Origin of the sequence: Psychroserpens sp., from assembly GCF_047633235.1 — a bacterium.
Taxonomy (GTDB): domain Bacteria; phylum Bacteroidota; class Bacteroidia; order Flavobacteriales; family Flavobacteriaceae; genus Psychroserpens.
On the sequence record NZ_JBLIET010000010.1, the window covers coordinates 47875 to 64367 of the forward strand.

Consider the following 16493-nt stretch of genomic DNA (forward strand, 5'->3'; position numbering starts at 1 on the left):
TTATAAATTCATCGTTCTCAAACTAAACTGCCATGAAAAAAGCTATTACAAAGACTACGAGCCCATTAAGAATTTATTGCGATATTTTTGGTCATAACTACGAGATGACTAAAAAAGTAACCTCTCATGTTAAAGAATATACCTGCAAATGTTGTAAGCGTCAGCTAACTACAAATAGTAATGGTAAGCTCACAGAGCTTACGCCAAAATATGAAGAGATTAATACCACTTTAGCAGACATTTATACACGAAGGATGTCACGTTTAAAGCAAGAAGCATTCAGTTCATCGATTTATTAAGGTAAAACTTTACGTTAGTATTTAGTTTTCCTATATTTAGGAATCCTCTAAAATTAATATCTAATATCAACGTAAGATGAAAAGTCTCTACTGCTCATTTTTTGGACATCAATATGAAGTCTCAAAAAATGTTACCTATCACGTAAAAGAATACAAATGCTCTCATTGTAATACTCAAGTTACAACAAGTGGAAATGGTCATTTAACAATTCTAACTCCAAAATATAAAGAAATTAATTCTGTCTTATCCAGAATTCACAATAGAAGAGTCGCTAGAATAAAACAAAACGTAAACTCAAAAACACATGAAGATGTGATTTTAAATTTCACGCCTCATTTTTCATAGCATCTCATTTGTATAATTATCTATTGTAATATTAGCAACAGTACATACTTAGTAATAGTTTAACGCGATAAATTTTTAATTTTTAGTCGTCTTGAGTATTATTAAAAATACCTAAAACTCTTAAATTTTGAAACATTTATTTTGTAAGTTTTTTAATCACGAACTAGTCGTTAAGGAAAACGTAACTCAGATTGTCAAAGAATATAACTGTATTCGTTGTCATAAAGAATTTACCACGAGTGATACAGGAAAGACAATCCCTCTAACTATCAGGCGTAAGGAAATTAACAGAACCCTAAGGCATCTTTATAAAAAGCGCTTAAAATTTAAAAAATCTTATTCTTGATTTTCTAAAGAGTTCCATCCTTTAGCTATAATTGGAACTGATTGTTCTCCTCGAGTGATTAAATTCATACCACGAGCTTTCTCTGTTATATAACCTATTACAGTTAGGTTAGGGTTGCCTTTTATTTTTGGAAAGTCTTCCTGAGAAATCGTCATTAATAACTCATAATCCTCACCACCATTTAAGGCGATTGTAGTACTGTCAATATTAAATTCTTCACATGCCGAAATAACTTGTGGATCTAAAGGGATTTTATTTTCATAAATTTCTACACCAACCTCGCTTTGTTTGCAGATGTGCATGATTTCAGACGAAAGACCGTCGCTAATATCAATCATTGACGTTGGTTTAACCTCTAATTTTTTAAGAAGATCTATAATATCTCTTCTTGCTTCAGGTTTTAATTGTCGCTCAATAATATACGCGTAGTGGTCTAAATCTGGTTGATTTTTTGGGTTTACTTTAAATACTTCTTTCTCGCGCTCCAAAACTTGTAAGCCCATATAGGCCGCACCAATATCTCCAGAAACAACAACCAAATCATTTGGTTTTGCACCACTTCGATATATCACGTCTTTTGCATCAATCTCACCAATGGCAGTAATAGAAATAATGAGACCAGTAGTTGATGAGGTTGTATCCCCACCAACAACGTCTATGTCATAAATTTTTGCTGCAGTTTCAATTCCAGCATATAGCTCTTCTAAAGCTTCTAGAGGAAATCTATTAGATACAGCAATAGAGACTGTAATCTGAGTAGCGCTAGCATTCATGGCATATACATCACTTAAATTCACCATCACAGCCTTGTAGCCTAAATGTTTAAGGGGTACATAACTTAAATCAAAATGCACATGTTCTACTAACAAGTCTGTAGTGACCACTAGTTGTTTAGTTTTAAAATCTAAAACTGCAGCATCATCTCCAATACTTTTAATTGTAGATTTTTGGTTGATTTCAAAGTTTTTGGTCAGATGATCTATTAGTCCAAATTCTCCAAGTTTTTCTAATGCCGTACGTTGTTGATTTTTATCTTCTATCATGTTGCAAAAATAGGCAGCTTTTTTGGAGTAAGATATAGATTTAAGGTATTTTTAAGTCCTATTGAAATTTTAAAACATGTATTTCAACGAAAAAAAATGTATTTAATCGGTATTTTAAAAAAAAGAATTACTTTAGTGTTCCCAAATCTTATTAACCTACTATGCAAAGAACTACTACTAATCGGTTGTTATGTTCCGTTTTTGGACATAACCTAAGGTACACCTCAAGAAAAACAAAAAAAGCACATGTATTAGCTTGTGTCACTTGCCAGTCTAAACAAGACGACTGCGATCTTGATAATTTAAATATGTATCCTTTTAAAAATAAAGAAATTAGAACCGCTTTACAGGAACTTTTTATTTTACAAAGTCAGTATTCTCGAAGGCACATTTCCGTGTAGAAAATCAATATTATTTTATCCCTTTTAACCGATGCCAGATTGATTCTTATGCATTAGAATTTCTTATGCAGTCATTTACTAATATTATGTTAGGACGTATGGTAAAAATAGACTTATGTCGTATGTTTGTATTCTATTTAGACAATATCTATATAACAAATGATAAAAGTATCAGAAACAGCTAAAAAGAAAGTCATTGAACTAATGACGGACGAAGGTTTTAACGCTATCTCAGACTATGTACGCGTTGGTGTAAAAAGTGGAGGATGCTCTGGCTTATCGTACGATTTAAAGTTTGATAATGAGCAAAAGGAAGATGATAAAGTCTTTGAAGATAATGATGTAAAAATAATCGTCGACAAGAAGAGTTTTCTATATTTAATAGGGACTACTTTAGAATATTCGGGAGGTTTAAATGGTGCTGGATTTGTATTTAACAATCCCAATGCCAATAGAACTTGTGGTTGTGGAGAATCATTTTCACTTTAATTTTAATAATAAACTCTAAGCATGATTAAATATACAGAGGATGATTTAAGAGAAGAATTAAAAACCAAAGAATATGAATATGGTTTTTATACAGATATAGAATCTGAAACATTCCCAATAGGTTTAAATGAAGATGTCGTAATAGCAATCTCAAAAAAGAAGGAAGAGCCAGAATGGATGACAGAATGGCGATTAGAAGCTTTTAGAATTTGGAAAGAAATGACAGAGCCAGAATGGGCTAATGTCCATTATAAAAAGCCAGATTTTCAAGCGATTGCCTACTATTCTGCGCCAACAAAAATGGACCCAAATAAAACATTGGATGATGTAGATCCAGATTTACTAGCAATGTATAAAAAATTGGGTATTTCGGTTGATGAGCAAAAGAAAATGAATAATGTAGCAATGGATATTGTTGTAGATTCAGTTTCTGTGGCAACAACATTTAAAAAGACTTTAGGAGAGAAAGGAATCATTTTTATGAGTATTTCTGATGCTATCAAGGAGCATCCTGAATTAGTGAGAAAATATTTAGGAACTGTTGTCCCTCAGAAAGATAATTTCTATGCCGCTTTAAATAGCGCCGTTTTTAGTGATGGAAGTTTTTGTTACATACCAAAAGGCGTTCGTTGCCCAATGGAACTCTCTACGTATTTTAGAATCAATCAAGCAGGAACTGGTCAGTTTGAAAGAACACTGCTAATTGCAGATGAAGGTAGTTATGTGTCATACCTAGAAGGTTGTACAGCACCTAGTCGTGACGAGAACCAGTTGCACGCAGCAGTTGTAGAATTGATTGCCTTAGACGATGCCGAAATTAAATACTCTACAGTACAGAACTGGTATCCAGGAAATGCTGAAGGTAAAGGTGGTGTTTATAACTTTGTAACTAAAAGAGGTATCTGTGAGACAAACGCAAAAATTTCATGGACGCAAGTAGAAACGGGAAGTGCGGTAACTTGGAAATATCCATCTTGTATATTAAAAGGGGATAATTCTGTAGGAGAGTTTTACTCTATTGCGGTGACTAATAATTATCAACAAGCCGATACGGGTACAAAGATGATTCACTTAGGGAAAAATACAAAATCTACGATTATTTCTAAAGGGATTTCCGCTGGGAAATCGCAAAACTCATATAGAGGATTAGTGCAAATAAGCTCAAGGGCAGAAAATGCTCGTAATTTCTCTCAATGTGATAGTTTATTAATGGGTAATGAGTGTGGCGCTCATACGTTTCCTTATATAGAAGTAAAAAATAAATCTGCTCAAATAGAGCATGAAGCTACGACTAGTAAAATTGGTGAAGATCAAATTTTCTATTGTAACCAAAGAGGTATAGATACTGAAAAAGCGATTGCTTTAATCGTTAATGGATTTAGTAAAGAGGTGCTTAATAACTTACCAATGGAATTTGCTGTTGAAGCTCAGAAATTATTAGAAATAAGTTTAGAGGGATCTGTAGGCTAGACACCTATTCCCTTGACAATGGGACTCTTTAAAACTTAGGTTGAAGTTTAATTAATAAGACTTCCATTTTAATGGAAGATGACTATGAAAAAAGCATTTTTAATACTTATAGTCTTTGCAGTAACGTTAAGCTGTAAAGGTGAGAAGAAGTCAGATGCTGAGGCGACTACTGACAATCAAACAATCGTGGCTGAGGATGGTAAAACAATAAAGCAAAGCGATGGGTTAGTTGCAATTCAAGGGGATTTTATTTATTACGAAGAGGCAGCCGTTTTAAAAACGTCAACAAAAATGTACGGTGTAATTCTCAACGAGAAAATGCACGAATTGCAAGGCCAAGTAAAAGCTTTTAAAAAAGAAGATACAGATATGGTTCCTGTGACTATTAGAGGTCGCATGTTTAAAAAAAATCCAAACGAAGAAGGTTGGGAAGATAAAATTGAGATTAAAGAAATTTTGAAAGTTTCGCCTCCTAATCCTGAGGCAAACGATGTTATAAAAATTGGAAACAAATAGTATGTTAGAAATAAAAAATTTGCACGCAAGTGTAGAAGGTAAAGGTATTTTAAAAGGAATCAATTTAGAAGTAAAAGCAGGAGAAATACATGCTATTATGGGACCAAATGGTTCCGGTAAAAGCACATTGGCTTCGGTAATTGCGGGTAAAGATGAATACGATGTTGAAAAAGGGCAAATTCTTTTAGACGGTCAAGACATTGAAGAATTATCTGCCGAAGAACGTGCTCACAAAGGGGTGTTTTTATCTTTTCAATACCCAATCGAGATTCCTGGAGTTAGTGTCACTAATTTCATAAAAACAGCGATTAACGCAAATAGAAAAGCAAAAGGACTAGGAGACATGCCAGCAAAAGATATGCTGAAAATGATTCGTGAAAAATCTGAGCTTTTAGAAATTGATAGAAAGTTTTTATCAAGATCTTTAAACGAAGGATTTTCTGGAGGTGAGAAAAAGCGGAATGAGATTTTTCAAATGGCAATGCTTGAACCAAAACTAGCAATTCTTGATGAAACAGATTCTGGTTTAGATATTGATGCTTTACGTATTGTGGCTAATGGGGTTAATAAATTGAAAAGTAAAGATAATGCGGTAATCGTTATTACACACTATCAAAGGTTATTAGACCATATCGTTCCAGATTTTGTACATGTTTTATATAATGGACGTATTGTAAAGACCGGAACTAAAGAGTTAGCTCATGAGCTAGAAGAAAAAGGTTACGATTGGATTAAAGAAGAAGTTGAAGCATAAACTAGTTGGCAGTAAGCAAGTATTCAGTAAGTAGTTTTAATAAACGAGTTACTATTGAAGACTTAAGACTGAAAGCTCAAGACTGAAATAATGGAATTAAAAGATAAATTAGTATCGTCATATATGGCATTTGAAGACACAGTAGATGTTAATTCTTCTGTCCATGATGTTCGTGACGAAGCCATAAAGATTTTTGAAGATAAAGGCTTTCCTTCTAAGCGCGAAGAAGATTGGAAATATACGTCACTAAATAGCATTTTGAAGCATGATTATATTGTGTTTCCTAAACAAGAGAACGCCATAGAATATAATGATGTAAAAAAATACTTTATACACGATATCGATAGTTATAAAATCATCTTTATAGATGGTAAATACTCTTCTCATTTGTCACAAACGACTCATGACGGAATAGATATATGCTTGATGTCGTCTGCTCTATCAAAACCAAAGTATCAACTAATTATTGAAAACTATTTTAATAAAGCTGCTACAAAAGACGGTTTATCTTCATTAAACACAGCCTTTTCTAAAGAGGGTGCTTATATTCATATCCCGAAGAATAAATTGGTAGAAAAGCCAATTCAGATCATACATTTTTCTACTGGAAATGAATCAGCGTTAATGTTACAACCACGTAATTTAATTGTTGTTGACGAAAACTCTCATGTTCAAATTATAGAACGTCACCAAAGTTTGACAGAAAATCCAGTTTTGACCAATAGTGTTACAGAGATATTTGCTAATAAAAGAGCGATTGTTGACTATTATAAAATCCAAAATGATAAACAAAGTGCGTCGTTGATTGATAATACCTTTATCAATCAAAAAAGTGAGAGCCACGCTTTAGTTCACACGTTTTCTTTTGGTGGTAAGCTTACACGTAACAATCTTAAATTCTACCAGAATGGAGAGCGTATAGACTCCACATTAAATGGTGTTACTATTATTGGAGATAAGCAACACGTAGATCATAATACGTTGGTTCATCATATAGAACCTAACTGTGAAAGCCACCAAGATTATAAAGGTATTTTTGGAGATCAGTCTACAGGTGTCTTCAATGGGAAAGTCGTTGTAAATAAAGAAGCTCAAAAGACAAATGCGTTTCAATCTAATAATAACATATTATTGAGTGATAAGGCGTCAATTAATAGCAAGCCTCAACTAGAGATTTTTGCAGATGACGTAAAATGTTCTCACGGTTGTACGATTGGTCAATTAGACGAAAGTGCTATGTTTTACATGCGTTCTCGAGGAATTCCAGAAAAAGAAGCTAAAGCCTTATTAATGTTTGCGTTTAGTAATAACGTTTTAAGTACAGTTAAAATACCTGAAATCAAGCAACGTATTACTAAGATTATTGCTAACAAATTAGGTGTTAATCTTGGGTTTGATCTTTAAGAAATTCAATGTTTTTTACTTGTCCGTCACAAGACAACAACAGGCCTATTATTTTGCCACTCTTGTTGGTTGTAAAATGATATAATGTTCTGTCGTGGTTCCCAAATTTGTTAATTTCAACAGGGTGAAGGGTTATATCTAAGTTGTTATTATAAGATAATTTTAGTGCTTTATTTTCTAATGAAAAAGTATAGGTAGTTTTTAATTCTTCGGAAAAATAGTTACCCACGTACTCGTTTAAATCAGAAGCCGGTTTTGTAATTAGGTGGGTACGTTTAAAATAAAAGGGTGTTCCTCCAAAGGACACGATCAGATCATGTTTATCTGTTTTTGTAAAATCATACTTTATATGTTGTGCATTAAGCCTAACAAATAGATTTTTATCACTTTGCAGTAATGGTATAGGTGTTTTTCCCATCGAGCCCTTTACTTTTAAAGTGTCATTTGCTTTCGCAATACGCATAGACATATCACTATTTAATTCTATGTAATCACCAATAAATTGAGTGAGGTCTTGAGGCTGAAAGACAATTGGCTTAGGTCTTTTTTTTGATTTATTTTCTTTTGAAACGAGCAACATATCTAAAATTTGATAGGAGAGTGGAACTGGGTTTATTGATTGTAAATTGGTCATGATAATCACACCAATTTTTTCTTCAGGAACAGTTATTAACTGTGATTGACCTCCATAACTAAAGCCGCTATGACTGGCTACCTCATAACCTTTATAGTCATCTATCATTATGCCTCTTGCATAATTAGCAGTTTCTCCATTGATTAGGGTATCTTGAGTTTTTAGGAAAGCGGCAAGTGATTTAAATTGAGGCGTTTGTCCATTTAGCATGTTCATCCATTTGATCATATCCTTGAGATGACTTCCCATACTCCCCGCACCATAACTTAATTGGCTTGTAGTGTTGTATGTAAATTGATTATTTTTCTTTTGATAGCCAACAGCTTTATTTTTAATTATTTTTCCGTGAGATACTCTTACAAAAGTACGCTTCATTCCTAAGGGCAAGAGTATTTTGTCTTTTAAATAATCATCTAAATTCTGATTAGATAACTTTTCAATAATTAAGGCTAAAAGATTATAATTTGTATTCGAGTAAACAACTTTTTCTCCAAGGATATTATCCAGATTTTTTTGTCGTTTAATTAGGTTTAGAACTGTTTGGTTGTCGTAATAATCTCTATCATAATTAAAGCCTGACAAATACATTAAGGTGTGATAATTACGGAATCCACTGGTGTGGTTTAATAGATGTTTGATTTTTATGTCATTAGCATAGTTTGGAAAGTCAGGAAAAAACTGATGAATATTATCTTCTAAATTTAATTTACCTTCTTTGATTAAAGACCATATCGCCGCAGATGTAAATTGTTTGCTTATGGACGCCAAGCTAAAAATGGTAGAGTCTGTGTTTTGTATTGTATAATCTAAATTTGCAAGTCCAAAGCCTTTAGAATATAAAATATCTTTATTTTGGATAATGCTAATCGCTAACCCCGGCTTGTTATTTGTATCGTATATATTTAAAATGCTATCAATTTTATGTGATAACTGGTTTTGAGAATTCGTAGTTAAAGTATAAAAGACGAATATAGCTAGGCATAGATATTTCAATTTGGGCATTGCTTATATTTTTGATAAAAGTAACTAGGGATTAATCCCAAATTTAGAAATAAGAAGCCTATAAAAACGATAATTCCTCTGTAGGGCCATGTTAGAAATTCAAACATGGCTCCAATACCTAAGATGAAAAAAGTGATAAAGCCAAGAACATAAAATGATTTTGTCATAGTAAATGAATTATGAAAATTTGTGGATTGATGATTTGTAGCGATCATAGAAATATGTTGGAATCACAACTAAAATGAAAACTATACATCCTGAAAACAAAAGTATTGTGGCATAAGGCCAATGCATCATTTTAAAAAGTAATCCTGTCATAATTAACAGAACAGCAATTGTTGATACCAAATGAAGTACACGCTTTAATCGTATAGCATGCAGTGCGAATTTCTGTAAATTTGTCTCTAATTGCAGATTTTGAAAACTAGCATAACCTCCAAATTTTTGAAGTGCCTCCTGATATAAACCCTCAAAATCTTGAGAATCAATTGTTTCTAAATAAGTACAAATATGATCGAGTAAGTCCTCTCTTAAGTCTTTAGATTTTACACCATAAAGCTTTAAGTTATTTTCAATAAATTTAATATGTTGATCAGTTAGTATCATGATTTTAAAGTTTCAGAATTAAAAATAAGATGTAAGGTGTCCATAAAGTCATTTATTTCTTTTGTGACTTCTGTCACCATCAATTTGCCATCCTTTGTGACTTTATAATACTTCCTAACGCGTTTTCCTATAAATACTTTTTCTGTCTCTAAAATACCTTTAGCTTCTAGTTTGTGAAGAATAGGATATAAAGCGCCTTCAGATATATCAATTTTTCCAAAGGTTAATTTTTTTACTTCTTGTGTTATTTCGTAACCATACATTTTATCCCTACTGTCAATCAGTTTTAAAATTATGGGTTGTAATGTTCCTTTTGTGAGTTCTTTACTATACATTTTACAAATATACATTTTATTTAAATGCATATTAATAAATTATTAAAAAATGTATAAGTTTTGTTTTTAGAATATCATTTTAATTAAACATCTCGTAACTTTACAACTATGATAAATATTGATAAAATAAGAGAAGATTTTCCAATTCTAAATCGAAAGGTAAACGGGAAACCCTTAATATATTTTGATAATGCCGCAACCTCACAAACACCGCAACAGGTTATTGATGTTATTGTTGATTATTATTCGAATTACAATGCAAATATTCATAGAGGAGTGCATACTTTAAGTCAAGAAGCAACCGATTTATATGAAGGCGCACGATTAAAAATCCAGAAACACTTTAATGCAAAGCACAATTATGAAATCATACTAACTTCTGGTACAACTCATGGTATAAATTTAGTAGCTAGTAGCTTTTCTTCTCTGTTAGAAAAAGGAGATGAGGTTTTGGTTTCGGCTCTAGAACATCATAGTAATATTGTGCCTTGGCAAATGTTGTGTGAGCGCACAGGTGCGACTCTTAAAGTGATCCCAATGAATGAGCAAGGGGAATTGATTATGAGTGACTATGAGGTTCTACTTTCAGGGAAAACAAAATTAGTATTCGTAAATCATATTTCTAACGCCTTAGGGACAATAAATCCAATAAAGGAAATAATTGAAATGGCACATGAGGTTGGTGCTGCTGTTCTTGTTGATGGCGCACAGTCCTGTCCGCATATTAAGCCTGATGTTCAAGATTTAGATGTCGATTTTTATGTTGCAGGAGCGCATAAAATGTGTGGGCCAACTGGTGTTGGTTTACTCTATGGAAAAGAAGAATGGCTTAAAAAATTACCGCCATATCAAGGTGGAGGCGAGATGATAGATCAAGTTACTTTTGAGAAAACCACCTATGCTGGCTTACCTCATAAATTTGAGGCAGGTACTCCAAATATTTGTGGTGGTATCGCTTTTGGAGCTGCAGTAGATTATTTGAATGGGATTGGTTTTGAGGCTATAGCTAGTTATGAGCATGAACTTTTAGATTATGCTACTCAGCAACTTTTAGACATTGAAGGTTTAAAAATATACGGTACGGCAAAAGAAAAAACCTCTGTAATTTCTTTTAATATTCAAGGCATACACCCTTATGATATAGGGACAATTTTGGATAAAATGGGTATTGCAGTAAGAACAGGTCATCATTGCGCGCAACCTATTATGGACTTTTATAAAATCCCTGGTACGGTTAGAGCTTCATTTGCGTTTTATAATACTAAAGCAGAAATTGACAGTTTGGTTGAAGGTGTAAAAACAGCAAAAATGATGTTACAATAGTTATTTTAGCTTTTCTGTTTTTTAGCCGTTAGTATTTTGTCGAATAAACGTTAATAAATTCTTAAAAAACTACAAATTTTTATATATTGATGAATAATTTTAACGAAATACTGATAAAAAATGAAAAAAACTCTTTTAAGTTTAGCTGCGTTAGCACTAATTTTCACATCATGTGAATCGGACAAAAATGACATTACAGAAGATCAAAATCATGTTGATATGAGTGATTTCTATGTTCATACCGATCTTGGTAATGGTGAATCCGCTAGAAATGGCGTATCAACTTGTCATACAATGACAAATTTAAATAGATTATTAGTAGAAGATCCTAAGTTATATAACAAAATGTATAACATCGAGTATCAGTCAAGAGTGCATGCTGCAAATGCTAAAGGTCCTGGAAATGGAAATGGAAATGGAAATGGCAACAGCGGCGGAGGAGGCACTGATGGTGGAGGAGGTGAAGTAACTCCAGATGATTTAGGTGTTATTAGTATCCCAGTATATGTTCACGTGGTTTACAGTAATTCACAGGAAAATATTAGTACTACTCAAGTGAACTCTCAAATTTCAGTATTAAATCAAGATTTTAGAGCTACAAATAGCGATGCCAGTCAAGTGCCAACAGAATTTGCTGGTGTAGTGGCAGATAGTGAAGTGCAATTTACTTTAGCTAACACGTTTAGATATTCAAATTCAAGAACATCTTGGGGAACTAACGATGCGATGAAAACTGCTTATCCTCCAGTAACACCAGAAACTCACCTTAATATTTGGGTTTGTAACATAGGTGGTGGTATTTTAGGATATGCTCAATTTCCAGGAGGATCAGCTGAAACAGATGGTGTTGTAATTTCTCCTCAGTATTTTGGAAATACAGGTTTCGTCTCTGCTCCTTTTGATGAAGGTAGAACAGGAACTCATGAAGTAGGACATTACTTAAACCTTCGTCATATTTGGGGAGACGGAAGATGTCGTCAAGATGATTTCGTTGCAGATACTCCAAGTTCAGATGGTCCTAACTATGGTTGCCCATCTTACCCAACTTCAAACTGTAAGTCTAATGACATGACTATGAATTATATGGATTACACGAATGACGATTGCATGTACATGTTTTCTGAAGGACAAAAAGTTCGTATGAGAAGTATTTTTCAGTCAGGAGCGCCAAGAGCTGCAATGGCTAACTAGTTCTCATTATTTAAAATATTTCAAAATGGATGCTTAAAAGGCATCCTTTTTTTATTTAAGTTGACCGATAAATAGTCTGGCTTCTTTTTTGTACTATTACTAGTATAAACCTTAAAACGTAATACCATGAAATTAATAGTATGTGTTATTTTTATGTTTATCTCAGCTAAAGAGTGTGATAAAAAACAATTAGCGAGTGAGAACATTTCCGAAGTAATGACAACAGAATTAGCCGAACTAAAAATGCAAGACCGTATGAAGATTAGCTATCGCGCTGCAACTAGAGGTTTTTATCTCCAAATATGGATTGAAGGAGACTCTATAAAGTATACCTCAGATAATACCTTAAAAGCCATTTCAATCCACCAAATACCAATAGAAGAAAAGGAAGATCTTATGAAACTTATAGGTACGCTCGACGAAAAAACGCTGCCAGATTTAGTGGCACCATCAACAAGACATCAATTTGATGGAGCAGCTATCGCAACCCTTGAAATTACGAATGGCGAGGATTCATACAGAACAGTCGCATTTGATCATGGGAATGCTCCAAAATCAATTGCATTACTAGTAGAAAAGATGTTATCAATTAAAACTATGTTCGAGAAACAATAGAGATATTGTATCTTTGTGTTTTTGGAAGATAAAGGTCAAATAGACAAAAATATAAAAATGACAATTACAGAAATACAAAACGAAATAATCGAAGAATTTTCAATGTTTGATGATTGGCAAGAGCGCTATCAGTACATGATTGATCTTGGCAAAACCTTACCTCTCATTAGCTCAGAATATAAAACGGATGACAACATAATCACAGGTTGTCAAAGTAAAGTTTGGGTACATGCCAATATGAATAATGATAAAGTTGAATTCACCGCAGATAGTGATGCCATTATTACCAAGGGTATTATAGCTATATTGATCAGAGTATTTTCTAATCAGCATCCAAAAGATATTATAGAGGGTAATACCGAGTTCATCGATGCGATTGGATTAAAAGAACATTTATCACCAACACGAGCGAACGGATTGGTAAGTATGATAAAACAAATTAAAATGTATGCTCTTGCATACCAAACACAATTAAATTAATTTAAAATGAGCGATACAAAAATCGATACGAACCTATTAGGTGAAAAAATAGTGCGCGTTTTAAAAACAATCTTTGATCCAGAAATACCAGTAGACATTTATGAGCTAGGTCTTATTTATGATGTCTTTGTAAATGAAGATTATGAGGTTAAAATATTAATGACGTTAACGACTCCAAATTGCCCTGTGGCAGAAACGTTACCCTTAGAAGTTGAAGAAAAAGTAAAGTCTTTAAACGATGTTAAAACAGCAGAGGTTGAGATTACTTTTGATCCGCCTTGGACTCAGGATTTAATGAGTGAAGAGGCTAAATTAGAATTAGGAATGTTGTAAATGGGTGAGGAAATTATAAATAGAGTTGCCTTAAGTAAATTAATGGTAGTGGATCTTGAAGATTACTATCCAGAAGGTGAGCGTATTATTTTTGATATCAAAGATTGGTTGTATGAAGGTTTTGTTTTAAGAGAAAAAGACTTCAGGCAATTGGTTACTGATTATAACTGGTCAAAACATGAAAATCAATTTGTAGCTTTAACTTGTTCTACAGATGCTATAATTCCCGCTTGGGCTTATATGCTATTGACTATAGAATTACAACCGTATGCTAGAAAAGTTAATGTAGGAGATTTAGCGTCTCTTGAAACGTCAATTTATCAGGATATTATTAATGGTTTAGATGTAGAACCTTATCACGATAAACCCCTTATTATAAAAGGATGTGCTCATAAGCCAGTACCTTCAAATGCTTATATTATGTTAACTAGCAAATTAAAACCAGTAGCTAAATCCATTATGTATGGTGAGGCGTGTTCTTCGGTCCCATTATTCAAAAGAAAATAAACAACTATACTTGTGACTTTATTTTAAAGTAGTGTCCAATAAAAGAATGACCTGCTTAGTTTAAAGTGAATTTTCTAATAAGTAAGGAATGAATTATATTTGCGCAATTAATATATTAAAAACCATTAAAATTATGACTAAAAAATTACTTTTAACAACCGTAGTGCTGTTGTCAATAGCTTTTGGTTTTTCTCAAACAAAAGAAGAGCTAGAAGCGCAAAAATCAGAAAAACAAGGAATTGCTGATGCGGCACAAGCAGAAGCAAATGCTTTACAAAGCCAAATAGACGCACTTCCAGGATGGAGAATAGGCGGGTTTGGTGTTATAGGAGGAAGTTTATCTAACTTTAATAACTGGTATTCTCAAGGAGCTCCAAATAATACTTCGGGTAATATTGGTATTACATTTAATGGTTTTGCTAATAAAATTGAAGATAAGTACTTTTGGAGAAATTCATTAACAACTAATTTTAGTTGGGTGAAGTTAGATAATAAAGATTCAGATTTCGACTCTGAAAATTTTGAACCTACAACAGATATATTTAATATTTCTTCTTTGTACGGCAGAAATATTACCTCTAAATTAGCAGCTTCTGCATTAATGGAATACAGAACAACTGTCTTAAATAACTTTAATGAACCAGGATATTTAGATGTTGGTATTGGTGGGACTTGGACGCCAATAGAAAATCTAATTGTTGTGATTCACCCATTAAACTATAACTTCGTTTTTGCTGATAATGATACTGTATTTGAGTCGTCTTTAGGAGCTAAAATCATGGCTGATTATACACGCCAAATCGGGGCTATAGGTTTTAAATCTAATTTATCAATGTTTCAAAGTTATAAGAGTGGAGATTTATCAAACGTAACTTGGACAAACTCATTTAGCTATACCCTTTGGAAAATGATTGGTGTTGGTTTTGACTTTGGTTTAAGAAGTAACAAACAAGAAGCATTAAATTTTGCTCAGTCTAATTTTACAGGTGTTCTTGCAGATATTCCAACGTTTGATAATGTAGACAACGATTTACAAACGTATTATACATTAGGATTGACTTATAAATTCTAAAATGTACTAGTTTTATAAAAATTAAAAAGCACCTCGGTGAGGTGCTTTTTAATTTTTAGGAGTTATTCTTCTTCTTCAGAATAATCTGGATATAAAAAGTTATTATAAGGAAAACGAGTGACATGTATCTCCCTTACTTCATCATAAATGCGTTTTTTGAATATATCAATATTCTTTTTGTTCAATGCAGAAATGAATAGCGCATTGTTTCCAACACGATTCATCCATGTTTTTTTCCACTCTTCAAGCGAGTAATGTAATGAGGTTCTTTCTGTAACCAAGTCATCATCATCAAAAGGTTCTGCCTTGTAAGCATCAATCTTATTAAATACCATTATTGTAGGCTTATTAGAACTGTCAATTTCACCTAGAACTTTATTTACTGAGTCGATATGTTCTTCAAAATTTGGGTGGGAAATATCTACAACATGCAGTAATAAGTCAGCTTCTCTTACTTCATCTAATGTGCTTTTAAAAGACTCGATTAATTGAGTTGGTAATTTCCGAATAAAACCAACAGTGTCAGTTAGCAAAAATGGAAGGTTTTGAATAACAACTTTTCTAACGGTTGTGTCTAGTGTTGCAAAGAGTTTGTTTTCAGCAAAAACGTCACTTTTACTTATAACATTCATTAATGTAGACTTACCAACATTGGTATAACCAACCAAAGCAACACGAACCATTTTGCCGCGATTACCCCGTTGTACAGCCATTTGCTTATCTATTATTTTTATTTTTGCTTTGAGCAAGGCTATCTTGTCACGAACAATACGTCTATCTGTTTCTATTTCTGTTTCACCTGGTCCACGCATCCCAATACCACCTTTTTGTCTTTCAAGGTGAGTCCACATTCCTTTTAGTCTAGGCAACAAATATTCACATTGCGCTAATTCTACTTGAGTACGTGCATAACTTGTCGTTGCACGTTGAGCAAATATATCTAGAATGAGGTTGGTCCTGTCTAGTACTTTACAGCCTAAGATTTTGCTTATATTACGCTCTTGAGCCGCCGATAGTTCATCATCAAAAATAGCAGTTCCTATGTTATTATTTTCAATGTATTCTTGTACCTCAATCATTTTACCAGTACCTATAAAAGTTTTAGGGTTTGGCATGTCAATTTTTTGAGTAAATCGTTTTGAAACTTCTCCACCAGCGGTGTAAGTTAAAAACTCTAATTCATCTAAATATTCATTAGACTGTTCTTCGTTTTGTGCTTTAGTAACGACGCCAATGAGTACTGCTTTTTCTAATGCTATATTTTTTTTTTCAATCATAAATTTCAGTAAAAAACAAAGTTACATAATTGAACGTTCGTGTATTGCAT

General features: G+C 33.0%; 19 protein-coding genes. 14 read left to right on the forward strand and 5 right to left on the reverse strand.

Annotation, left to right across the window (positions count from 1 at the left end; genetic code table 11):
* Positions 1-32 precede the first annotated feature (32 nt).
* Positions 33-299: a hypothetical protein gene (locus ACJAZK_RS05050; RefSeq protein ID WP_415222921.1), complete on the forward strand. Its 267-nt coding sequence runs from the start codon at positions 33-35 to the stop codon at positions 297-299.
* 76 nt (positions 300-375) lie between these two features.
* Positions 376-645, forward strand: a complete 270-nt coding sequence (locus ACJAZK_RS05055; protein ID WP_415222922.1) for a hypothetical protein — start codon at positions 376-378, stop codon at positions 643-645.
* A 336-nt stretch (positions 646-981) separates the two neighbouring features.
* Here ACJAZK_RS05055 and thiL read toward each other — a convergent pair whose 3' ends face one another.
* The gene (gene thiL / locus ACJAZK_RS05060; protein ID WP_415222923.1) at positions 982-2034 is read right to left on the reverse strand and encodes a thiamine-phosphate kinase; all 1053 of its coding nucleotides are present in this window, start codon (positions 2032-2034) and stop codon (positions 982-984) included.
* A 560-nt stretch (positions 2035-2594) separates the two neighbouring features.
* Here thiL and ACJAZK_RS05065 point away from each other — a divergent pair.
* The 5 genes from ACJAZK_RS05065 to sufD all read left to right on the forward strand — a co-directional run bounded on the left by ACJAZK_RS05065 (position 2595) and on the right by sufD (position 7068).
* A complete protein-coding gene (locus tag ACJAZK_RS05065; RefSeq protein ID WP_028871910.1) occupies positions 2595-2924 on the forward strand; it encodes a HesB/IscA family protein in 330 nt (109 codons plus the stop codon).
* A 21-nt stretch (positions 2925-2945) separates the two neighbouring features.
* Complete coding sequence (sufB, locus tag ACJAZK_RS05070) at positions 2946-4394, forward strand: Fe-S cluster assembly protein SufB (RefSeq protein WP_415222924.1); 1449 nt, start codon at positions 2946-2948, stop codon at positions 4392-4394.
* An 84-nt stretch (positions 4395-4478) separates the two neighbouring features.
* Complete coding sequence (locus tag ACJAZK_RS05075) at positions 4479-4910, forward strand: hypothetical protein (protein ID WP_415222925.1); 432 nt, start codon at positions 4479-4481, stop codon at positions 4908-4910.
* A gap of 1 nt (position 4911) precedes the next feature.
* A complete protein-coding gene (gene sufC, locus ACJAZK_RS05080) occupies positions 4912-5664 on the forward strand; it encodes a Fe-S cluster assembly ATPase SufC (protein ID WP_415222926.1) in 753 nt (250 codons plus the stop codon).
* 90 nt (positions 5665-5754) lie between these two features.
* Positions 5755-7068: a Fe-S cluster assembly protein SufD gene (gene sufD / locus ACJAZK_RS05085; protein ID WP_415222927.1), complete on the forward strand. Its 1314-nt coding sequence runs from the start codon at positions 5755-5757 to the stop codon at positions 7066-7068.
* Here the strand turns inward: sufD and ACJAZK_RS05090 are convergent.
* From ACJAZK_RS05090 to ACJAZK_RS05100, 3 genes are all read right to left on the reverse strand, one after another.
* Complete coding sequence (locus tag ACJAZK_RS05090) at positions 7046-8704, reverse strand: serine hydrolase domain-containing protein (RefSeq protein ID WP_415222928.1); 1659 nt, start codon at positions 8702-8704, stop codon at positions 7046-7048. The two genes, sufD and ACJAZK_RS05090, sit on opposite strands and share 23 nt — an antisense overlap.
* Before the next feature lie 177 nt (positions 8705-8881).
* A complete protein-coding gene (locus tag ACJAZK_RS05095; protein WP_415222929.1) occupies positions 8882-9310 on the reverse strand; it encodes a hypothetical protein in 429 nt (142 codons plus the stop codon).
* Positions 9307-9645: a PadR family transcriptional regulator gene (locus tag ACJAZK_RS05100; RefSeq protein WP_415222930.1), complete on the reverse strand. Its 339-nt coding sequence runs from the start codon at positions 9643-9645 to the stop codon at positions 9307-9309. The genes ACJAZK_RS05095 and ACJAZK_RS05100 overlap by 4 nt, the downstream gene beginning before the upstream one ends.
* Before the next feature lie 108 nt (positions 9646-9753).
* On the opposite strand from ACJAZK_RS05100, the gene ACJAZK_RS05105 reads away from it, so the two are divergent.
* From ACJAZK_RS05105 to ACJAZK_RS05135, 7 genes are all read left to right on the forward strand, one after another.
* A complete protein-coding gene (locus tag ACJAZK_RS05105; RefSeq protein WP_415222931.1) occupies positions 9754-10968 on the forward strand; it encodes an aminotransferase class V-fold PLP-dependent enzyme in 1215 nt (404 codons plus the stop codon).
* Between the two features lie 120 nt (positions 10969-11088).
* Positions 11089-12159, forward strand: a complete 1071-nt coding sequence (locus ACJAZK_RS05110; protein ID WP_415222932.1) for a zinc metalloprotease — start codon at positions 11089-11091, stop codon at positions 12157-12159.
* Between the two features lie 126 nt (positions 12160-12285).
* Positions 12286-12774: a hypothetical protein gene (locus tag ACJAZK_RS05115; RefSeq protein ID WP_415222933.1), complete on the forward strand. Its 489-nt coding sequence runs from the start codon at positions 12286-12288 to the stop codon at positions 12772-12774.
* Positions 12775-12831: 57 nt separating this feature from the next.
* The gene (locus tag ACJAZK_RS05120; RefSeq protein WP_415222934.1) at positions 12832-13254 is read left to right on the forward strand and encodes a SufE family protein; all 423 of its coding nucleotides are present in this window, start codon (positions 12832-12834) and stop codon (positions 13252-13254) included.
* 6 nt (positions 13255-13260) lie between these two features.
* On the forward strand, positions 13261-13587 hold the full coding sequence (locus tag ACJAZK_RS05125) for a DUF59 domain-containing protein (RefSeq protein ID WP_147231411.1): 327 nt from the start codon (positions 13261-13263) through the stop codon (positions 13585-13587).
* Positions 13588-14094, forward strand: coding sequence for a DUF2480 family protein (locus ACJAZK_RS05130; protein WP_415222935.1), 507 nt, complete (start codon positions 13588-13590; stop codon positions 14092-14094).
* A gap of 133 nt (positions 14095-14227) precedes the next feature.
* Positions 14228-15166, forward strand: a complete 939-nt coding sequence (locus tag ACJAZK_RS05135) for a DUF3078 domain-containing protein (RefSeq protein WP_415222936.1) — start codon at positions 14228-14230, stop codon at positions 15164-15166.
* A 62-nt stretch (positions 15167-15228) separates the two neighbouring features.
* Here the strand turns inward: ACJAZK_RS05135 and hflX are convergent, their stop codons facing one another.
* Entirely contained in the window at positions 15229-16443 is a 1215-nt protein-coding gene (hflX, locus tag ACJAZK_RS05140; protein ID WP_415222937.1) for a GTPase HflX, read from the reverse strand.
* Positions 16444-16493 lie beyond the last annotated feature (50 nt).